Source organism: Spirillospora sp. NPDC047279, assembly GCF_040643285.1.
GTDB lineage: Bacteria > Actinomycetota > Actinomycetes > Streptosporangiales > Streptosporangiaceae > Spirillospora.
Genome location: NZ_JBEYUA010000029.1, coordinates 24229 through 44347, shown reverse-complemented (window position 1 = coordinate 44347; position 20119 = coordinate 24229). Strand labels below are relative to the sequence as shown.

Annotated in this window: 15 protein-coding genes, 1 tRNA gene and 2 pseudogenes; 8 read left to right on the top strand and 10 right to left on the bottom strand. The window is 71.8% G+C overall.

All coding sequences use genetic code 11. The features are described from left to right. Positions 1–13 precede the first annotated feature (13 nt). The 3 genes from ABZ810_RS44675 (at position 14) to ABZ810_RS44665 (ending at position 2877) form a co-directional block, all read left to right on the top strand. Positions 14–1216, top strand: coding sequence for an allantoate amidohydrolase (locus tag ABZ810_RS44675; protein WP_358413815.1), 1203 nt, complete (start codon positions 14–16; stop codon positions 1214–1216). 9 nt (positions 1217–1225) lie between these two features. After that, positions 1226–2563 (top strand): formimidoylglutamate deiminase, encoded by a 1338-nt coding sequence (locus ABZ810_RS44670; protein ID WP_358413949.1) that lies wholly within the window; start codon positions 1226–1228, stop codon positions 2561–2563. 101 nt (positions 2564–2664) lie between these two features. Next, entirely contained in the window at positions 2665–2877 is a 213-nt protein-coding gene (locus ABZ810_RS44665) for a PASTA domain-containing protein (protein WP_358413812.1), read from the top strand. Between the two features lie 134 nt (positions 2878–3011). Here the strand turns inward: ABZ810_RS44665 and ABZ810_RS44660 are convergent, their stop codons facing one another. After that, on the bottom strand, positions 3012–4049 hold the full coding sequence (locus ABZ810_RS44660; RefSeq protein WP_358413809.1) for a helix-turn-helix domain-containing protein: 1038 nt from the start codon (positions 4047–4049) through the stop codon (positions 3012–3014). Between the two features lie 517 nt (positions 4050–4566). On the opposite strand from ABZ810_RS44660, the gene ABZ810_RS44655 reads away from it, so the two are divergent. Then, the gene (locus tag ABZ810_RS44655) at positions 4567–6207 is read left to right on the top strand and encodes an MFS transporter (RefSeq protein ID WP_358413806.1); all 1641 of its coding nucleotides are present in this window, start codon (positions 4567–4569) and stop codon (positions 6205–6207) included. 239 nt (positions 6208–6446) lie between these two features. After that, a pseudogene (locus ABZ810_RS44650) lies at positions 6447–7082 on the top strand (LLM class flavin-dependent oxidoreductase); the annotation flags it as partial. A 197-nt stretch (positions 7083–7279) separates the two neighbouring features. Here ABZ810_RS44650 and ABZ810_RS44645 read toward each other — a convergent pair. Further along, positions 7280–7375: transfer RNA gene (locus ABZ810_RS44645), tRNA-Sec, on the bottom strand. Between the two features lie 132 nt (positions 7376–7507). On the opposite strand from ABZ810_RS44645, the gene hutI reads away from it, so the two are divergent. Both hutI and ABZ810_RS44635 read left to right on the top strand, forming a co-directional pair. Then, complete coding sequence (hutI, locus tag ABZ810_RS44640) at positions 7508–8671, top strand: imidazolonepropionase (protein ID WP_358413803.1); 1164 nt, start codon at positions 7508–7510, stop codon at positions 8669–8671. Between the two features lie 9 nt (positions 8672–8680). Next, the gene (locus ABZ810_RS44635) at positions 8681–9241 is read left to right on the top strand and encodes a hypothetical protein (RefSeq protein ID WP_358413800.1); all 561 of its coding nucleotides are present in this window, start codon (positions 8681–8683) and stop codon (positions 9239–9241) included. Here the strand turns inward: ABZ810_RS44635 and ABZ810_RS44630 are convergent. From ABZ810_RS44630 to ABZ810_RS44620, 3 genes are read right to left on the bottom strand one after another with little or no spacing between them, the layout of a single operon-like run. After that, the gene (locus tag ABZ810_RS44630) at positions 9217–9735 is read right to left on the bottom strand and encodes a flavin reductase family protein (RefSeq protein WP_358413798.1); all 519 of its coding nucleotides are present in this window, start codon (positions 9733–9735) and stop codon (positions 9217–9219) included. The two genes, ABZ810_RS44635 and ABZ810_RS44630, sit on opposite strands and share 25 nt — an antisense overlap. After that, positions 9720–11423, bottom strand: coding sequence for a signal peptide peptidase SppA (gene sppA / locus ABZ810_RS44625; protein WP_358413795.1), 1704 nt, complete (start codon positions 11421–11423; stop codon positions 9720–9722). The genes ABZ810_RS44630 and sppA overlap by 16 nt, the downstream gene beginning before the upstream one ends. A 17-nt stretch (positions 11424–11440) precedes the next feature. Then, complete coding sequence (locus ABZ810_RS44620) at positions 11441–11908, bottom strand: PaaI family thioesterase (protein ID WP_358413792.1); 468 nt, start codon at positions 11906–11908, stop codon at positions 11441–11443. Positions 11909–12020: 112 nt separating this feature from the next. On the opposite strand from ABZ810_RS44620, the gene ABZ810_RS44615 reads away from it, so the two are divergent. After that, on the top strand, positions 12021–12893 hold the full coding sequence (locus ABZ810_RS44615) for an NUDIX hydrolase (RefSeq protein WP_358413789.1): 873 nt from the start codon (positions 12021–12023) through the stop codon (positions 12891–12893). 32 nt (positions 12894–12925) lie between these two features. On the opposite strand, the gene ABZ810_RS44610 is transcribed toward ABZ810_RS44615, so the two are convergent. The 5 genes and pseudogenes from ABZ810_RS44610 to ABZ810_RS44590 all read right to left on the bottom strand — a co-directional run bounded on the left by ABZ810_RS44610 (position 12926) and on the right by ABZ810_RS44590 (position 20069). Continuing rightward, positions 12926–13297, bottom strand: a complete 372-nt coding sequence (locus ABZ810_RS44610) for an ACT domain-containing protein (protein ID WP_358413786.1) — start codon at positions 13295–13297, stop codon at positions 12926–12928. Positions 13298–13904: 607 nt separating this feature from the next. Beyond that, a pseudogene (gene glgB, locus ABZ810_RS44605) lies at positions 13905–16130 on the bottom strand (1,4-alpha-glucan branching protein GlgB); the annotation flags it as partial. A gap of 115 nt (positions 16131–16245) precedes the next feature. Then, positions 16246–17337: a GNAT family N-acetyltransferase gene (locus ABZ810_RS44600; RefSeq protein ID WP_358413783.1), complete on the bottom strand. Its 1092-nt coding sequence runs from the start codon at positions 17335–17337 to the stop codon at positions 16246–16248. Positions 17338–17373: 36 nt separating this feature from the next. Then, positions 17374–18654 (bottom strand): cytochrome P450, encoded by a 1281-nt coding sequence (locus ABZ810_RS44595; RefSeq protein ID WP_358413780.1) that lies wholly within the window; start codon positions 18652–18654, stop codon positions 17374–17376. Further along, the gene (locus ABZ810_RS44590; protein WP_358413777.1) at positions 18651–20069 is read right to left on the bottom strand and encodes a xylan 1,4-beta-xylosidase; all 1419 of its coding nucleotides are present in this window, start codon (positions 20067–20069) and stop codon (positions 18651–18653) included. The genes ABZ810_RS44595 and ABZ810_RS44590 overlap by 4 nt, the downstream gene beginning before the upstream one ends. Positions 20070–20119 lie beyond the last annotated feature (50 nt).

Genomic DNA, 20119 nt, shown 5'->3' with positions numbered 1-20119 from the left:
AGCGGGGAGCACCATGGGCTTCGAGGAGATGTGGGCGGCGCTGCTGCCGGTCGGCCGCGACCCGGCGGGCGGCGGCTACCGGCGCTTCACGTGGACGCCGCCCGAGCTGGAGTGCCGGGCGTGGTTCCTCGACGAGGCGCGGGTCCGCGGCTTCGACGTCGAACGTGACCGCAACGGCAACCTCGTCGCCTGGTGGTACCCCGACGGCGCCGACCGTTCCGCCGAGGGCGTGCTGACCGGCAGCCACCTGGACTCGGTGCCCGGCGGCGGCGCGTACGACGGGCCGCTCGGCGTGGTGTCGGCGTTCGCCGCGATCGACCTGCTGCGCGAACGCGGCGTCCGGCCGTCGCGCCCCATCGGGGTCGGCGCGTTCGCCGAGGAGGAGGGCGCCCGCTTCGGTGTCGCCTGCCTCGGCTCGCGGCTGCTCACCGGCACCATCGACCCGGGCCGGGCCCGCCGCCTCACCGACGCCGATGGGCGCACGTTCGCCGACGTCGCCGCCGAGAACGGCCTCGACCCGGACGCCATCGGCCCGGACGAGGAGATCCTCGGCCGCATCGGCTGCTACGTCGAGCTGCACGTCGAGCAGGGCCGGGCGCTGACCGAGCCGGTCGGCGTCGCGAGCTCGATCGTGCCGCACGGCCGCTGGCGGTTCGACTTCGCGGGCGAGGGCAACCACGCCGGGACGACCCGGATCACCGACCGGCACGACCCGATGCTCCCGTTCGCGATCATGGTCATCGCCGCCCGCCAGGCCGCCGAACGGCACGGCGCGCTGGCCACCGTCGGCAAGGTGCGGGTGACGCCCGGCGGGGTCAACGCGATCCCGTCGCACGTCGCGGCCTGGCTCGACGGCCGCGGCCCGGTGGACGACGCGGTGCGGCGCACGGTGGCCGACATCAGCGAGGACGCCCGCGTCGCCGCCGGCGCGCACGGCGTGACGCTGGACGTCGCCGAGGAGTCCTACACCGAGGTCGTCGGCCTCGACCTGGACCTGCGCGACCGGGTCGTGAAGGCGCTCGGCGGCGCGCCGGTGCTGCCCACCGGCGCCGGGCACGACGCAGGGATCCTGGCGTCCCGGCTGCCCACGGCCATGCTCTTCGTGCGCAACCCGACGGGCGTCTCGCACGCCCCGTCCGAACACGCCGAGCTAGACGACTGCCTGGCCGGAGTCGAGGCGCTCGCCACCGTGCTCAAAGACCTGGCCGGCGGGTAGATGTCCACTATGCAGTGGCATGCCGAGTTTGCCTGGCTCGGAGACGGAGTGGCCCGCGACGTCCTCATCGAGGCCGACGGCGAACGTTTCACCGCCGTCACCCCCGGCGTCCCCGCGCCCGCGGACGCCACCCGTCTCCCCGGCCTGACCCTCCCCGGGCTGGCCAACGCCCACTCCCACGCGTTCCACCGCGCCCTCCGCGGCCGGGCGCAGGGAGACCGCGGCACGTTCTGGACGTGGCGCGAGACCATGTACAAGATCGCCGACCGGCTCGACCCGGACTCCTACCGCGCCCTGGCCACCGCCGTCTACGCGGAGATGGCCCTCGCCGGGATCAGCTGCGTCGGCGAGTTCCACTACCTGCACCACCGGCCCGGCGGCGAACCCTACGGCGACCCCAACGTGATGGGCGAGGCCCTGATCGCCGCCGCCGCCGACGCGGGCATCCGCATCACGCTCCTGGACACCTGCTACCTCACCGGCGGGTTCGGGCAGCCGCTCAAGGGCCCCCAGCTCCGCTTCGGCGACGGCACCGCGGGCAACTGGGCGCGCCGCGTCGACAGCCTCTACGAGGCCACCGACAAGGCGGGCCGCCTGCACGCCCGCGTCGGCGCCGCGATCCACTCCGTCCGCGCCGTTCCCCGCGAGCAGATCGCCGCCGTCGCCGCCTGGGCCAAGGAGCACAACGCCCCCCTCCACGTGCACCTCTCCGAGCAGCCCGCCGAGAACGAGGCCTGCCAGACGGAGTACGGCCTCACCCCCGCCCGCCTCCTGGCCGAGTCGGGCGCCCTCGGCGCCCGCACCGTGGCCGTCCACGCCACCCACCTCACCGGCGAGGACATCGACCTCCTCGGCACCACCATGACCGGCATCTGCATGTGCCCCACCACCGAACGCGACCTCGCCGACGGCATCGGCCCCGCCCGCGACCTCTCCACCGCCGGCGCCCCGATCTGCCTCGGCTCCGACCAGCACGCCGTCATCGACCTCCTCGAAGAGGCCCGCGCCGTCGAGCTGAACGAACGCCTCCGCACCCGCCGCCGCGGCCACTGGAGCGCCGGCGAGCTCCTCACCGCCGCCACCTCCAACGGCCACTACGCCCTCGGCTGGCCCGAAGCCGGCCGCCTGGAACCCGGCGCCTACGCCGACCTCACCACCCTCGCCCTGAACTCCGTCCGCACGGCAGGCTCACCCGGCTTCGAAGCCGAAACCGCCGTCTTCACCGCCACCGCCGCCGACGTCCGCCACGTCGTAGTCTCCGGCCGCCAAATAGTCCAAGAAGCCCGCCACCTCCTGGTCCCCGACGTCGCCACAGCCCTGGAACAAGCCATAACCACCGCAACCTGACCACGGCCGCGCTCCCGCACACCCTGCCCGCCGCCGCGGAGCCCACCACCGCGGCGCCGGCCGCGCCCACGCCGTCCGCTGCGCCCCCGAAGAAGGTCAAGGTGCCCCGCGTCGTTGGCAAGAACCACCAGGCCGCCCAGAACCTCATGCAAGCGGCCGGCCTCTTCACGCTCGCCGAGGAGGACGCCACCGGGCAGAACCGGATGCTCGTCTGGGACCGCAACTGGGTGGTCGTCCGGCAATCCCCGAAGGCCGGCGAGGTCGCCGGCGCCGACACCACGATCACGCTCTACAGCAAGAAGATCGGCGAATGACCCGACGGCCCGCTCTCGACCAACGCGGTCCCGTCCCGTGTCGGGGTGGGAATGACGCGGTCATCATCTGGGTGATCACCCGCATCATGGCCGTCACCGCCTACGGTCACTGACCACGACCAGGCAACGTGGAATCAATCATCTGAACCCGTGACTCGAAGGTCTCTTCCAGGATTCTCTGGGCGGATCCCCCCAGGTGCGGGGCGGGTGCGGAAGGTGCGTCGGTAGGCCGACGGTGACACGCCGATGTGGCGGCGGAAGTGCAGGCGGAGGCTGCATGCGGTGCCCAGGCCGCAGGCGCTCGAGATGTGCTCGATCGAGGCATCGGTCGACTCGAGTAGGGTGCGCGCGCGTTCCAGTCGCTGCTGGAGCAGCCACTGGCCGGGGGTTTGGTTCACTTCTTCGCGGAAGCGGCGGGTGAACGAGCGGACGCTCAATCGGGAGTGGACTGCGAGTTGGCTCAGTGTGATGCGCTCGTTGAGATGTTCGAGCGCCCAGCGGCGGGACGGCTCGGTGGTCGCGGCGGCCGGGTCGGGGGTCGGGCGGCGGATGAATTGGCGTTGGCCCCCGTCGCGGTAAGGCGCCGAGACGCAGTGGCGCGCGACCTGGTTGGCGATGTCGCTGCCGTGGTCGCGGCGGATCAGATGCAGACACAGGTCGATTCCGGCGGCGGCTCCGGCGGCGGTCAGGACGTCACCCTCGTCGGAGAAGAGCACGTCGGAATCGAGTGTGAGGTCGGGGTGGCGGTGCCGGAACTCTGCGGCCAGCAGCCAGTGTGTGGTGACTGAGCGTCCCTGGAGTCGTCCGGTGGCGGCGAGAAGGAAGGCGGCGCCGCACAGGGAGACCAGGCGGCCTGTGGGGCGCATCTGGCTGAGTGCCGTGGTGAGTGCCGCGGTGAGCGGCGCAGGTGGGTTGGGTGCGCGTGGCGCCGGGACGATGGCGCCGATGGGCGGCAGTACGACGGTGTCGGCGTCGGCGATGGCCTCGGGCCCATGCTCGACCGTGATCGTGTAGTCGGTGTTGGTGCGAACGGGGCCGCCGTCGAGGGAGCAGGTGGTGACCTGGTAGAGCGGACGCCCGTCAGGGTCGAACGCCGCCCCGAAGATCCGGGCCGGTATCGCCAACTCGAACGGCCAGACCCCGTCGAGGGCAAGGACGGCCACGCGATGCATGGCCCGATTTTATCGCATGTTGGCTATCGGGCATCTGGTCGCGGCAGGGGCGGGGGCGGAGAGTTGGGCTTGGTCGCAATGGAGTCGACACGCAGGAAAACGCGTGACAGCCGAATTACCGCAGTGGTCCGGTGAAATCGAACGACGACGTACTCAGCGAGAGGGAGCCTCGACGGTGAATTGACCACCAGGAAATTGGCGGCCACCACCAACGTCTCCATCGATGGAGTTATACCGGGATCCTGGCGGCTCAACCCCGCGTACGACGGCACCCCGACACAGCGCGACTACCTCCATCCCAACCACGCGGGCTTCGCGCAGTGTCCGCCGCAATCAATCAACTCTGGGGCACATCCGCCTCCGGAGTCCGGAGATGAGCGCTCGGGCGCCGGCCACCGTGGCGAGCATCGAGCAGCCTCCCGAGGCGACAGAACCGGCGTTCGATCCGATCTCGCCACGACAAACCGCATGACTGCGCGTCGCCTCAGGTGCGCGCCAACGACGAAAGGATCAGATCGTGACCACTGTAAAACCCACTGCCAATATTAGGTCCGGAGCCGGATGGCGGGAATGGGTTGGGCTGGCCGTGCTCGGCCTGCCTACGTTCCTCGTCTCGATGGATTTCTCCGTGCTGTACCTGGGTGTTCCACACCTGACCGCCGACCTGGCACCCAGCGGTGTCCAGCAGCTGTGGATCGTGGACATCTACGGCTTTCTGATCGCGGGCTTCCTTGTCACCATGGGCACCGTCGGTGATCGGATCGGCCGCAGGAAGCTGTTGCTCGTCGGTGCCGCGGTGTTCGGCATCGCCTCAGTGGCCGCGGCGTTCTCCACCAGCCCGGAGATGCTCATCGCCAGCCGTGCGCTGCTGGGGGTGGCCGGTGCCGCGGTGATGCCGTCGGTGATGGCCCTGGTCACCGTTATGTTCACCGATCAGAAGCAACGTAGCCGTGCCCTGGCCGTCTATACGGCCTGTTTCATGGGTGGTATGACGCTCGGCCCGCTGGTGGGCGGTGTGCTGCTGGAGTATTTCTGGTGGGGTTCGGTGTTCCTGGTGTCGGTGCCGGGAATCGTGCTGCTGCTGCTGTTCGGTCCCTGGCTGCTGCCCGACCAGAAGGCGCCGCGGGCCGGGAAGCTCGACCCGGTCAGCGTCGTGCTGTGCCTGGCGGCGATCCTGCCTTTCATTTACGGCCTCAAGGAACTGGCCCGCAACGGCTGGGAGTGGTGGCCCGCCGTGGCGCTGGTGTTCGGCGTCGCGGCCGGGGTGGTGTTCGTCCAGCGGCAGCGGCACCTGCCCCACCCGCTGCTGGAACTGCGGCTGTTCGGCAATCGCACGTTCAGTTCCACGGTGGGCTTGTTCTTCGTGACCGCCCTGGTGGGCGCCGGTACCCTCCTGCTCGTCACCCTGTACCTGCAGAACGTCACCGGCCTCACCCCGCTGGCGGCCGGCCTGCTCCTGCTGCTGCCCAACGCGCTGATGATCGTCGGCAGTCTGGCCACTCCGCAACTGGCCGACCGCATCCGTCCGGTGTACCTGATCGCGGGCGGACTGCTCGTCGCGGGTGCCGGCTACCTGATCTTCATGCTGGCCGACGCGACGTCCGGCCCCGAGATGATCTTCATCGCGATGTGCGTGGTCATGTTCGGCACCGCGCCGCTGGCCGCGTTGTGCAACCACCTGGCCATGGGAGCCGTACCGTCGGACAAGGCCGGCTCCGGGGCCTCGATCGTGCAGACGACCACCGAATTCGCGATCGGGCTCGGCATCGCCACCCTCGCCACCCTCGGGACCGCGGTATACCGCAGCGACGTAGAGGGCGCGCTCGGCGCGGTACCACCCGACGCGGCCGATGCCGCCCGGGAGAGTATCGACCGCGCGGTCACCGCGGCTGGTGAACTGCCCGCAGCCCAGAGCGGTGACCTGCTGGCGGCGGCCCGCGAGGCGTTCACCTCCGGCATCCACACGGTGGGCATCATCAGCGCCATCTTCTACGCCGGCCTGGCCGTACTGGCCATGTGGGCGTTCAGGCACGTGCGGAACGCACACGGCGGCCATGACGACACCACGAACAAGGACAAGGCGACCGAGCCGGTGCCCGAGCCCGCGCCGGCCGCCACGGCAAAGCCCACCGAGGCGCCGGCAAGGGTCTCACCATGACGGACCAGTCCACCGGGCCCGAGACGCGGCCCCGCCTAGGTCGTCGATCGGGCCGCGTTCCAGACCGAACTGGACCGCCTGTTCCCCGACAGCGGCTCGGGCACCGCGCTTGACCCGGTCGACTCGCGAGCCGGCTCGAAGGGCGTAACGATCCAGGTCCATCGCCCGGCCGGACCCCACAGCATCCAACCGACACAAGCATGTGACAGAGCAGTACGGAAAGCCCATCCCTGGAACTGATGAGGACAGGACCGATGACTGATTCGACGGTGACCGGCGGTACCAGGCCCTTCCGTTTCGGGGTCGTCGCCCCGCTCACGGCAGATCTGCGGACGTGGCGAGACCGGGTACGCCGTATCGCCGACAGTGGCTACTCCACGCTGCTGATGCCCGACGTCCCGAAATGGCAGCCGGCGCCCGCCCCCGCGCTGGCCGTCGCGGCGACCCTGACCGACCTGCGGGTGGGCACGTGGGTGTATGCCTCCCCGCTGCGCCCGGCCTGGAGCACCGCGTGGGAGGCGCACTCGCTGTCGGTGCTCACCGGCGGTCGCTTCGAGATGGGCATCGGCACCGGCAGGCCCGGCATCGAAGACGAACTCCGCGAACTGGGACTGCCCGTCGCGCCACCGAGCCAGCGGCTGACCCGGGTGCGTGAGACCGTGACGGCGCTGCGAGATCTCGACGGCGCCGACTCGCACACGCCGGTGGTGATGGCCGTGCGCGGGCCGAAGGCGCAGGCGATGGCGGCCGAGATCGCGGACACCGTCGCCTTCGCGCTGATGCCGGGAGACGACCGGGACGAAATCACACGGGTGGTACGCGACTTCCGCGCCGTCCGAGACGTCGAACTCGCGCAGCACGTGGCGGTGATCGGCGACGCTGTCGCGCCGTTCATGGCGTCCCCCGACACCGACCCCGCCGCACTTCACGCGGCGGACTCGCTGGCGGTGCTTCCGGACGACCCCGCGGCGGCCGCCGAGGAGATCCAGCGGCGGCGAGAGGAGATCGGCTTCTCCTACTTCGTCTTCGGCGCCGACTTCGCCGACACGCTCGCACCCGTCGTGGCAGAGCTTGGCGGAGGCGGGCGGGGATCGAACCCGCCGTCCCGAGGTGCTCGGGACCATCGGTTTTGAAGACCGGGAGGGCCACCAGGCGCCTAGCCGCCTCCGGGCGGGGACGATACACGGGGAACGGGGGCGGGGGGAGATCCTTGATCTAGTGGTGACCTTGTCCCGTATCCGAGACGGGTGTGGTGGGGGTGGCCTTGGGGCGGGGGCCGGGCGGGTGCGATCCTGGCCGGGTGAGCACTCTGATCAGGAACATCGGGGAACTGGTCACCAACGAGCCCGGGGTCGGCGAGGGGCCGCTCGGGCTGTTGCGGGACGCCTCGCTGGTGCTGGACGAGGGGCGGGTCGTCTGGGTCGGGACGGGGGAGGGGCCCGAGGCGGACGAGGTCGTCGATGCCGGCGGGCGGGCGGTGCTGCCCGGGTATGTGGACTCGCACGCGCATCTGGTGTTCGCGGGGGAGCGGGCCGAGGAGTTCGCCGCGCGGATGAGCGGTCAGAGCTATCGGGCGGGCGGCATCCGGACGACGGTGGCGAAGACCCGGGCCGCGTCGGACGAGGAGCTGCGGAGCAATGTGCGGCGGCTCGTCGGCGAGATGGCGCGGCAGGGGACGACGACCGTCGAGTGCAAGTCGGGGTACGGGCTGACGGTGGAGCAGGAACGGCGGGCCGTGCGGATCGCGGGGGAGATCGCCGACGAGGTGACCTTTCTCGGGGCGCATGTGGTGCCTGCGGAGTATGGAGACGATACGGGCAGGTATGTCCGACTGGTGTCCGGCGAGATGATGGCGGCGTGCGCGCCCTACGCGCGGTGGGTGGACGTCTTCTGCGAGGAGGGGGCGTTCGACGCCGACCAGGCGCGGGAGGTGCTGGAGGCCGGCATCAAGGCGGGGCTCACGCCGCGGGTGCACGCCAACCAGCTGACGTACGGGCCGGGCGTGCGGCTGGCGGTGGAGCTGGGCGCGGCGGCCGCCGATCATTGCACGTTCCTGAGCGAGGAGGACGTGGACGCGCTGGCGGGGTCGGAGACGGTCGCGACGCTGTTGCCGGGGGTGGAGTTCTCGACCCGGCAGCCGTACCCGGACGCGCGGCGGCTGATCGAGGCGGGGGCGACGGTGGCCCTGGCGACCGACTGCAACCCGGGCTCCTGCTACAGCTCCAGCATGGCGTTCTGCATCGCGGTGGCCGTCAGGGACATGAGGATGACCCCCGCGGAGGCGGTGTGGAGCGCCACGGCCGGGGGAGCGAAGGCGCTGCGGCGGGACGATGTGGGACGGCTGGGGGCGGGGGCTCGCGGCGACGTGCTCGTGCTCGACGCCCCCTCGTACGTCCATCTGGCCTACCGGCCGGGAGTTCCGCAGGTGGCGGCGGTCTTCAAAGCCGGCGGCCGGGTCGGCTGAGAGATGGCGGTGGGGTTCGCGCGATTCGAGTTCCAGCTGGTGCTGATGTGGCGGATGCTGGACCTGGCCCCCGGCCGGGTCGAGGACGCGCTGAACGAGATCGGCGCCAGCCGGGTCCAGATGCGGGCCGCGCACCGGCGGTGGGTGTCGATGCCCTACTCCCGGACCGCCCCCAAGGGCATGGCCCGCTACCGGATGGTGCTGGGGCCGCCCGGGGAGACGGGGCCGCGGAAGTTCGGCGACCTGGACTGCTCGTACGCCTGGTGGGAGCTGCCGCTCTGGCCCGATCTGCGGTTCGAGGTGCTGAGCGCGCCGGACGGCTCCACCTGGAACCACTGGCTGGTGCGGGCCGGCGACTCACCCGTCCCCGGGCTGAACGGGGTGGACGACCTGACGCCCTGGTCGTGCGTCGTCTCCGACATCGGGGAACGGTTCGAGGACGCGCGGCACGTCGAGGGGTCGGCCCCCGGCCACTGGGGCGTGGCGTTCACCTGGAAGGACCGTGACTACCTCGCGCGCTTCGTGCACGGGCTGATCCAGGTCGTTCAGGAGGAGCCCGAGCCGAGGTAGCGGCGGTTGACGCGGATCAGGGGCTTCTCGCGGCGCGCGATGTAGTCGGCGGCCAGCACCTCGGCGACGAAGAGATGGTGGTCGCCGGCCACGATGCGCTCGCGGGTCTCGCATTCGAGCGCCGCCAGGCCGTCGTCCAGGATCAGGGCGTCCGACAGCGGCCCGCGGTGGTGCGGCTCGCTCGCCAGCAGCAGGCGGGCGCTCGGCCGCCCCTCCGCCGCGAACCGGCCGGCCAGGGCGCGCTGCCCGCTGCTCAGCACGGTCGCGGCCCAGCGGTCCCGGCGGCCGAGCACCTCGCTGAGGTAGGAGGTGGACGCGACCCCGGCGAGCACCATCGGCGGCTCCATCGACACCGACATGAACGAGGTGACGGTGGTGCCGAGGTCGTCGCGCCCGTCCCGGACGGTCAGCACGACGACCCCGGTGGCGAAGCCGGCGACCGCCTCGGTGAACTCGCCCTCGTCCATGGCCTCCGCGTTCAGCGGACCTCCCACACGCCGGGCAGGGTGAGCGGGCCGGCGGCGGGCAGGCCCAGCCGCGCGGCCAGGCCGCCGAGCGACCCCCAGCCGTCGAGCCGGGCGCCGGCCGCGGTGCGGTCCTCGCTCGACTCCGGCGGGCGCAGCCGCTCCAGCGGGGAGGTGTGCGGGTAGGGGCGGACGGGCGCGTCGGTGGCGAGCCCGCCCTTCTTGCGGGCCAGGTCGAGGGCGAGGTCGAGCCCGCCGAGCTCGTCGACGAGGCCGTGCTCCTTGGCGTCGGAGCCGGTCCACACCCGGCCGCGGGCCAGCTCGTGCACCCGTTCGCGGGACAGGCCGCGGCCCTCGGCGACCTTGCCGGTGAAGTCGGCGTAGATCTGGTCGAGCGAGGCGTTGATGCGCTCCCACTCGGACTCGGAGAAGTCCTTGGTGGCGCTGAACATGCGCGCGTGCTCGCCGTCGGCGACGCTGCCGAGCCCGACGCCGACCCGTTCGAGCAGGTCGTTGACCACGGCCTTGCCGACGACGACGCCGATCGACCCGGTGATCGTGCCGGGCTGCGCCACGATGGTGTCGGCCGCCATCGCGATGTAGTAGCCGCCGGACGCCGCCACGTTGCCCATCGAGACGACGACGGGCTTGCCCGCCTCGCGGGCCAGCACGACCTCGCGCCAGATGACGTCGGAGGCCACCGCCGAGCCGCCCGGGCTGTTGACCCGCAGCACGATCGCCTTGACCCGCTCGTCCTTGACGGCGGAGCGCAGCGCGGCGCCGATCGTGTCGGAGCCCATCGCGGGCCCCTGGCCGGGCAGCGGGCCGCCGCGCCCGCTGCGGCCCAGCCGGATCGGGCCGTGCGCGTTGACCAGCGCGACCACGTCGTGCTTGCCCGGTTGGGGGAGGCGGCGGGAGAGCGAGTGCGTCCGGTTGTAGCGTGCCACGTACCGCAGCAGCGCGTTGTCGCCGGCCTCCTTGCGCAGGTCGGCGTAGACCTCGTCGCGGTAGGCCAGCCGGTCGACCAGCCCGGCGTCCAGCGCCTCGGAGGCCAGCAGCGGGCCCCGGTCGGTCAGCTCGCGGACCTTGTCGACCGGCAGGCCGCGGGACGCGGCGACGCCCGCGGTGATCTGCTCGCCGAGCGAGGTCACCAGGCGTTGCGACGACTCCTCGTGCTCGGGCGTGTAGGCCTTCTCCATGAACGTGTTGGCCGCGGTCTTGTATTCGTAGCGCTTGGCGAACTCCGGCTTGACGCCGGCCTTCTCCAGGGCCCCGGCGAAGAACGGCTCCTCCAGGGCCACGCCGGTCAGGCCGACCTCGCCGGTCGGCTGGAGGTAGACGCGGTCGAACGCGCTGGCCAGGTAGTAGGGCACCGTCCCGCGGCCGCCCTCGCCGAACGTCTCGGCCCAGGCCACGGTGAGCTTGCCCGCCTCGCGCACGGCGATCACGGCCTCGCGCAGCTCCTGCGCCATGGCCAGCCCGATCCCGCCGGTGATCTTGACGACGAGGGCGCGGACGCGGGCGTCGGAACGTGCCCGGCGCAGCCCGTCGAGGACGTCGCGGAGGTGGGTGCGCCGCATGGACAGGAGCGCCGCCAGCGGGTCGGCCGGAGGGGTCTCCACGATTCCCTCGGTGAGGTCGAGCTCCAGGACGAGCGGTGCCGTCCGCCGGTCGCGGGCCTGCTTGATCGCACTGACAACTGAGCCGGGATCCACCATGGCCCCAGCCTATGTGCTCAGCGGGCGAACGCCTGGTTGGGGACCGTGCTGCCGCTGGCCTGGGCCACGGCGCGCCCCTGCGCGTCGGTGATGAGGGCCGTCGAGAACAGGCGGGTGCGGCCCGGCTTCAGGCAGGTGCCGACGACGCCGTACGTCTCGCCCGCCTGGACGCCGCGCAGGTAGTCGACGTTGAGGTTGAGCGTGAGCTGGGGCACGAAGTGCTTGCCCGTGCTGGCCCCGGCGAAGCAGACCGTGTTGTCCAGGATCATCGCGATGTAGCCGCCGTGCACGCCGCCCGCGGGGTTGCAGAGGTGCGCGCCGGGCGTCCAGGTGATCTCGACCCGGCCCGGCTCGGCGACGATGACCCGCTGCCCGAGGTGCGTGCCGATCTCGTCCAGCTCCGGGAACCGGCCCTGGCCCATGGCGTGGATCAGTTCCGCGCCGGACAGGGTGTTCCAGAGGTCGGCGGCCTCGTCGATGCTCACGGAGCGCTCCAAACGATCACGATGTCTGTACGCAAGGGTAACTTCACATTCGCACACCGCCGATGTGCCGTTGCTCACCGGGCCCGCGCGGGCAGCGGTTAGGGTCACCTTCATGGGTGGAGACGGCGACGGGTGGGGCCGCTGCGAGCTGGGCCACACGCACTGGGGCAGGTTCGGCGCGTCCGGGCTCCTGCCGTTCCACCGGGGTAAGGACGACGTCGTCCGGGTACTCCTGCAACAGCGCGCCTGGTGGGGGCTCGGCGGCGGAACGTGGGGCATGTTCGGCGGCGCGCGGCACAGCCATGAGGACCCGGTGACCGCCGCCCTACGCGAGACGGCCGAGGAGTGCACGCTCGATGTCACGACGGTACGGCTGCACGGGGTCAGCACCGAGGACCACGGCGGATGGGACTTCGCCTCCGTGGTCGGGTCGGTGGTCCGCATGCCCGACGTCAGGCCCGCCTCGATGGAGACCCGCAAGGCCGCCTGGGTGCCGGTGGAGAACGTCACCGGCAAGCGCCTGTTCGAGCCGTTCGCACGGTCCTGGCCGAGACTGCGGCTCGCCATGACCCGCCTGGTGCTCGTCGTGGACGCGGCGAACGTGGTGGGCGCGCGCGCCGACGGGTGGTGGAAGGACCGCGTCGGGGCCAACACCCGCCTGCGCGACGACCTGAAGCGGCTCGACGACGGCGTCACCGGCCTGCCCGAGAACGTGGCCGCGCTGCTGCCGTTCGACCGCAGCTTCCCCGAGGTGGTCCTGGTGGTCGAGGGTGCGGCGCGCGGGATCGAGAGCGTGCCGGGCGTCGACGTCGTGACCGCGCCGCGCAGCGGCGACGACCAGATCGTGGACCTGGTCCGCGACCCGGCGCCCGACGTCACCTACCTGGTGGTGACCGCCGACCGCGAGCTGCGCGAACGGTGCGTCCGCGAGGGCGCCGCCGTCACCGGCCCGCGCTGGCTCCTCGACCGGATCACCCCGCACTGACCGCGGGGGCGCCAGGCGCCGCCTTGCGGGAGCTAGGCGCTGACCTGGTGGCCGGCGTCCCGGAGCGCCTGCGTGGCCTGCTCCAAGCGGTGCTCGGGCACCAGCACCAGGTCGGCGTGGTACGTCGAGGACACGAAGACCGAGATGCCCGCCGCGGCCAGCGGCCCGACGATCGCGGCCAGCATGCCGGTCACCTCAAGGCCGTGGGCGGTGGCCCCGCCGTAGAAGCCCACCCAGCGCTCGACCTCCGCGTACGGCGGCGCCTCGCGGACCACCGTCAGCCCCTCCGGCGCCCGCACCATCGAGATCCACTCGTCGTCCTCGGGCAACGTCGCGTTCGGCAGATGCTCCACCAGGAACTGGCCCGGCACCACGTGCAGCTTCTGGGAGGTAGATGAGGTCACGCGGGCAGTCTAGGGGCCGCCCGAACGCCCCCTGGCGGGCTCAGCGCTCGCCTCCCACCGTCCCGTCGCCGTCGGCCGTCATGCCCTCGTCGTCGGCGACGTCCTCCGCGACGTCCTCCTCGTCCCGCGCGTCTCCAGGGTCTCCCGCGTCCGCCGCCCGCTCGACGGCGCTCGGCGCGTCCGGCGCGTCCGGAGGATCGGTCGCCTCCTCGGCCGGTGCGTCCCGCGGCGGCTCGTTCGTCGCGGCGGTGCTCACCGGTGCTCCGGGCGTGCTCGGCGACAGCCCGCCCGCCAGGTCGCCCGCCGCACCGCCGGGCGGCACGTCGACCGGCGTGCCCGCCGTCCCACCCGCCGGAGCACCCCCCACAACGGCCACAGGAGCATCCGCCGGAGCGTCCGCCGGGACGGGTGCGGGAGCGTCCGCCGGGGCGGCTGTTGTGGTGACTGCCGGGGTTTGGGTGGTGGGTACGGGGGCGGGGGCGTCGTCGGGTGGAACGGTGGGGGCGTCGGAGCGTACGCCGGACGGGGCGGGCGGGAAGTCGTTCTCGACGGCGGCCTCGATCTCGGCCGGGGCGACGTCGACGATGTTCTCGATGGGCTCCTCCGGGACGAGCCAGATGGCGCCCATCGGCGGCACCCGCAGGACGGTCGAGGCGGGCTGGGCGTGCCAGGGTTCGGCGACCGCCTCGACCTGGCCGAGGTTGCCGACGCCGCTGCCGCCGTAGTCGAACGCGTCGGTGTTGAGGATCTCGCGCCAGGTGCCCGCGCGCGGCAGGCCCAGCCGGTAGTCCTCGTGCGGGCTGCCGGAGAAGTTGACGACGCACGCCACGACCGGCGGCTCGTCGTCGCCGGCCGCCGCCGTCCCGTACCGCAGGAACGACAGCACGTTGCCCGCGGCGTCGTTGGCGTCGATCCAGTGGAAGCCCTCCGGCTCGTTGTCGCGCGTCCACAGGGCGGGCTGGGCACGGTAGTGCCGGTTGAGGTCGCGGACCAGCCGCTGGGCGCCCAGATGCTCGGCGCCCTCGGCCGCGTCGTCCAGCAGCCACCAGTCCAGCGGGCGCTCCTCGGCCCACTCGGCGCCCTGGCCGAACTCGCCGCCCATGAAGACCAGCTGCTTGCCCGGATGCGACCACATGTACGCGAGCAGCACGCGGAGCCCGGCGAACTTCTGCCAGGAGTCGCCCGGCATCTTGCCCAGCAGCGAGCCCTTGAGGTGGACGACCTCGTCGTGCGACAGCGGCAGCAGGTAGTTCTCGGAGAACGCGTACACCATCGAGAACGTGATCTCGCCGTGGTGGTAGTGCCGGAACACCGGCTCGTGGCGCAGGTACTCCAGGGTGTCGTGCATCCACCCCATGTTCCACTTGAAGCCGAAGCCGAGCCCGCCGAGATGGGTGGGCCGGGTGACGCCGGGCCAGGCCGTCGACTCCTCGGCGATCGTCATGACCCCGGGGTTGCGCTTGTAGGCGGTCGCGTTCATCTCCTGGAGGAACGAGATCGCCTCGAGGTTCTCCCGGCCGCCGTAGACGTTGGGCGTCCACTCGCCGTCCTCGCGCGAGTAGTCGAGGTAGAGCATCGAGGCCACGGCGTCCACCCGCAGCCCGTCGACGTGGAACTCCTCCAGCCAGTAGCAGGCGTTGGCCACCAGGAAGTTGCGCACCTCGGCGCGCCCGAAGTTGAAGACCAGCGTGCCCCAGTCGGGGTGCTCGCCGCGCGCCGGGTCGTCGTGCTCGTACAGCGCGCTGCCGTCGAAGCGGGCCAGCGCCCACTCGTCCTTCGGGAAGTGCGCGGGCACCCAGTCGACGATCACTCCGACGCCCGCCTGGTGCAGCCGGTCGACCAGGTGGCGGAAGCCGTCCGGGTCGCCGAACCGCGCGCTCGGCGCGTAGTAGGAGGTGACCTGGTATCCCCAGGACGGGCCGTACGGGTGTTCGGCGACCGGCAGGAACTCCACGTGCGTGAACCCCATGTCGCGCACGTAGTCGGTGAGCTCCTCGGCGAGCTCGCGATAGCCGAGCCCGGGCCGCCACGACCCCAGATGCACCTCGTACACGCTCATCGGCTCGTTGACCCACGAACGTTCCTTGCGGCGGTCCATCCAGTCGCCGTCGGCCCACTCGTAGCGCGAGGTGAAGACGCGCGAGCCGGTGGCGGGCGGCGTCTCGGTGGCCTGCGCCATCGGGTCGGCCTTGCCCCGCCACACCCCGTCCGGGCCGAGGATCTCGTACTTGTAGGTGGCACCGTCGGCGACGTCCGGCAGGAACAGCTCCCAGACCCCGGTCGAGCCCAGCGACCGCATCGGATACGCGCGCCCGTCCCAGTGGTTGAAGTCACCGACGACGCGGATGCCGCGCGCGGTCGGCGCCCACACCGCGAAGCCGGTGCCGGTGACGGCCCCGAACGCGGACGTGTACCGGCGCGTCCGCGCGCCCAGCGCCCGCCAGAGCTCCTCGTGCCGGCCCTCGCTGATCAGGTGCAGGTCGAGCTCGCCGAGGGTGGGCGCATGGCGGTACGGGTCGTCCTGGACGACCTCCTCGCCGTCGGCGTAGCGCACCGCGAGCCGGTAGTCGGGGACCGCGAGCGGCGGCTCGTCCTGTCCGGATCCGGACAGGGACGTCTCCGGGGGCAGCGTGCCGGTGAAGACGCCCTCGTGGAAGTGCCTCAGCGGGTGGCGTCCGCCGTCCGGCAGGATCACCTCGACCTGCTCGGCCAGAGGCCGCAGGGCCCGGATCGTCACGCCGTCCCGGCCCGGATGGGCGCCGAGGATGCCGTGTGGGTCGTGGTGGTCTCCGCCGACGAGTCGGTCGATCTCGGCGCGCGTCACCCGTGCCATCGCTCCATGGCCTCCTCATCGCAGGGTCCGTGACTACGAACGTAGGCCTGCCCCGAGATCGGCTTCTCTCACGTGCGGGATCGGTCTGTTTTGTGACGGTCTGGTTTCGCGGGGGCTAGCCGGCCGCCTTCCGCGAGCGCCAGCGGCCCATGCGGCGCATGGCGCGGTCGGCCATCCCGTACAACCGCTCGTTGTTGAGGATCATGTCGCGGGCGCGGGCGGCCGGCTCGTGGCGCAGCCAGTGCGCGGCGGCGGCGGGCGACGGGCGGCGGACCACGCCCTCGGACACCACGTGCGAGCGGGTCTGGAGCTCCTGCTTGTAGCGCCAGCCGATGGACGGGCCCATGTCGATCTGCTGGACGCCGAGCGCCGCGGCCTCCTCGGCCATCCGCAGGTGCAGGGCCAGGCCGGGGGAGTACTTGGCGAACTCCGGGTCGTACACCGGGAACCAGGTGACGAGCGTGTGGTCGCTGCGCAGCCCGAAGTGCCCGGCCACCGGCCTGCCGTCGGCGTAGAGCATCGACAACGAGCCGGCGAACCGTTCGTCGTGGGTGTGGTGCAGCCGTTCGACCAGCTCGACGACCCACGGCTTGGCGAACCGGTCGGCCCGGCCCATCGCGCGGTACTGGTCGGACTTCCACGCGCGGACCAGGGCCAGCGCCGCGTCGTCGCGCACGTCGAAGTCGAACGACACCTCGCCGACGTCGCGGCCGAGCTTGCGCTCCTTGTAGCGGGTCTGCTTGACGACCTTGGAGCCCTTGGCCCTGAGCGCCTCGGTGAAGCCGTCGAAGCCGCCGCCCAGGTCCATCAGGGCCGAGTCGAGGTGCTTGGTGGCGTACGGCGCGAACCACGGCTGGTCGCCGACCAGCGTGCCGAACTCCCAGGCGGCCAGGCCGCAGGACCCCAGCAGCCCCCGGGCGTCGAGCTCCAGGCCGGGCGTGTGCACCAGGCCCTGGCCGAGCGACAACCAGCCGCCGATGGCGCCGGCGGTGACGCGGCCGTGCAGCTCGAACGGGAAGAAGCCGACGATGTCCTGGCCGTCGCTGAGGACGGCCACCCGGGCGCCGTCGACGACCTCGCCGACGGCGACGGCGTACCCCGCCGAGAGGAAGGGGTTGGCGAGGTGGGGAAGGTCCACCTGCATCTTCTGCCAGGCGGTGAGCTCGGCCGCGCCGAGCTCACCGGGACGGATCACGGACACGTGCATGGGGCGTCTCCAGAACGCGGGAAGCGTGGGTCGTGGCTACCGGTCGTAGGTGAAGGGCAGCCGGGTGATGCCGTTGTCGAAGTTCGACAGCAGGTAGTCGGGCTCGCCGGTGGCGCGCAGGCCGGGCAGCCGGGTGTAGAGCTCGCGGAACATGATCTTGAGCTCCATCCGGGCGAGGTTCGCGCCCAGGCACAGGTGCGGGCCCGGTCCGCCGAACGCGACGTGCTTGTTGGGCTCGCGGGTGATGTCGAAGGTGTCGGGATCCTTGAACACCGCCGGATCGCGGTTGGCGGCCAGGTAGAACAGCACCACCTTGTCGCCGGCCTTGAAGGCGTGCCCGCCCAGCTCGTGGTCGGTGGTGAGGGTGCGCCGGAACTGGATGATCGGGGAGACGTAGCGCACCAGCTCCTCGATCGCGGGGCCGATGCGCGCGTCGTAGTCCGCCAGCAGCAGGTCGCGCTGGTCCGGATGGTCGGTGAACAACCTCAGGCCGTGGGTGAGCGTGTTGCGCGTCGTCTCGTTGCCGGCCACCAGCAGCAGGTCGAAGAACGAGCCGAGCTCGCGGATCGACAGGCGTTCACCGTCGGGGTTGGCGTTGACCAGGGCCGACACCAGGTCGTCGGCGGGGTGCTCGCGGCGGATCCGGCCCAGCCTGGCCACCAGCCGGTGCAGGTCGACGATGGCCTTGAGGTTGCCGTAGAGCAGCCGCAGCGTGCGCGGGCTGGCGAGCGAGCCGCGCACGCCGGAGTATTCGGTCATCGCGTCGACCCGCGACAGCACGTACGGCCGGGTCTTCTCGGGGATGCCCATCATCGCGCAGATGACCGCGAGCTGGAACGGCGCGGCGACCTGGGCGACGAAGTCGCGCGGCCCCTCCTCGGCCACCCGGTCGATGATGCCGGTGGCGATCGCGTGCACCTCGTCCTCGATCCGGGCCAGCATCTTCGGGGTGAACGCGCGGAACACGATGCGCCGCAGCCGGGCGTGCGCCGGGTCGTCCATGTTGACCATCGGCGTGCCGAACAGCTTGGCCAGCCAGGGCGGCGGCTCCGGCGAGGTGGCGGCCGGCTCGCTGGAGAAGACCTTGGCGTTGCGGCTGGCCTCGACCACGTCGGCATGCCTGACCAGGGCGTGGAAACCCTTGCCGGCCCGGACGAACGGCACCCGCGGCTCGGCGAAGTAGACGGGCGCGCCGGCGTCGCGGAGCCGGGCGAAGTCGGCCAGCCGGGCCTCGCCCGGCCGGTCCCAGAAGGCGATGTCGACCAGGTCGACGCCCAGTTCGCGCGCTCGCGCCGGAGAGTAGGAGTCGAGGGTCATCGGCTGATCCACTTCACCTCGTACGGGCCGAGGGCGAGCGGGCTGCCCTCGAGCCGGGTCTGCGCGGGCTGGGCGGTGGTGTTGACGGCGACGATCTGCCGCGGCTGCGCCAGCACCCGGATCGCCGGGTTGGACGACGTGACGCTGCTCAGGCCGGTGCCGGGCGGGAACCAGCGCGCGAAGTTCTGCAACATCCCGAGCGTCGGGGTCGCGCCGCCGCCCCGCGCGGTGCCCGACCACAGGCAGCCCGCGCAGTCGGTGGTGGTCGTGGTCTGGGGGCTCCAGTAGTAGGCGGCGGCCGCGCCGCCTCGCACGAACTCCATCATCGCGGCGGTCTGCACGGCGCCGCGGCGCTGGTCGGTCCAGTCGGAGGGCACCGGCTCGACGTACCACTCGGCCCACCACACCGGCAGGTCGCCGCCGAGGGCCCGCAACCACCGGGTGAGGTCGGAGAACTTCGACAACACCTGGAACTCGTTCGGCCGGATCTCCTTCTGGACCGGCATGCTGTGCCCGTCGACGACGAGGAAGTCGGCGCCCTTCTTGTGCTTCATCCAGTATTTGATCGCGTTGAGATCGCGCTGGTCCATGCTGCCCCACGAGCCGCGCACCTCCGACGGGCCGGTCTCGCGGCCGGGGGCGTTGCTGTTGAGGACCATGTAGGGGCCGCCCACCTTGATTTCCTTATTGACCTTTTTGAGGGCGGTATAGACCTTGTTGTAGAGCTTGGTGTAACCCGCGTAGTCCCAGCGGTTGCCGGGCGGATACCAGAACCCCTTGAACTCATTCCAGACCGCGTAGTAGCGGACCTCCGGATAACGCTTCGCGACCGCGGCGGCGAGTTTGGCGAAATCGTCGAAATGTCGTGGTTCGACGGCCAGTTCCAGCCGGCTCCAGTCGGTGTTGCCCGCCGGTCCGCCCTTCATCCAGTCCGGGGCGCAGCAGAGGGTGACCACCGGGGTGCCCTTGGTCTGCTTGATGGTCTGCATCCGGCGGTCCAGCGAGGCCCAGTTGACCTCGCCCGGCCGTGGCAGCGGGTTGTCGACGCCCCAGCCCATGATGGGTGTGACCTGCGGAATCGGTGTCGCCGAGAGGTCGGCGAGCCCCTGAGCGGGACCCTGCTCATGGTCCACGGAGTTCTGCGTGTGGGTGATGCCCCACGCGGGCCAGCCGGACGACACCCCGGCGCCGACCCGCGTGGCGGGGGCGGCGGGCGCGTCCACGGCCGGCTCGCCTCCGCCGGGTCGCCAGCCCGTCACCGCGAGCACGACGGTCGAGGTCAGCACGCCGGCGAGCGCGGCGGCGAGCGCGATGAGGAACAGGCGCCGCCGGGGGCCGCCCTGGCGGCCATGGCGCCCGTGGCGATTGCTGAACAGCGCGGCGCGGCCCGGTTCGGTACGGGGTCGAACGTCCAATGGGGGGCCTCCGGGAAAGGGACGGCCTCGGCCGTAAGTACAAGACGCGC

Coding starts and splice junctions, on each gene's coding strand:
- ABZ810_RS44660 (WP_358413809.1), bottom strand. CDS start 4,049: ATGCATCGCGTGGCCGTCCTTGCCCTCGACGGGGTCTGGCCGTTCGAG.
- sppA (WP_358413795.1), bottom strand. CDS start 11,423: ATGGTGGATCCCGGCTCAGTTGTCAGTGCGATCAAGCAGGCCCGCGAC.
- ABZ810_RS44670 (WP_358413949.1), top strand. CDS start 1,226: ATGCAGTGGCATGCCGAGTTTGCCTGGCTCGGAGACGGAGTGGCCCGC.
- ABZ810_RS44615 (WP_358413789.1), top strand. CDS start 12,021: ATGGGTGGAGACGGCGACGGGTGGGGCCGCTGCGAGCTGGGCCACACG.
- ABZ810_RS44675 (WP_358413815.1), top strand. CDS start 14: ATGGGCTTCGAGGAGATGTGGGCGGCGCTGCTGCCGGTCGGCCGCGAC.
- ABZ810_RS44600 (WP_358413783.1), bottom strand. CDS start 17,337: ATGCACGTGTCCGTGATCCGTCCCGGTGAGCTCGGCGCGGCCGAGCTC.
- ABZ810_RS44595 (WP_358413780.1), bottom strand. CDS start 18,654: ATGACCCTCGACTCCTACTCTCCGGCGCGAGCGCGCGAACTGGGCGTC.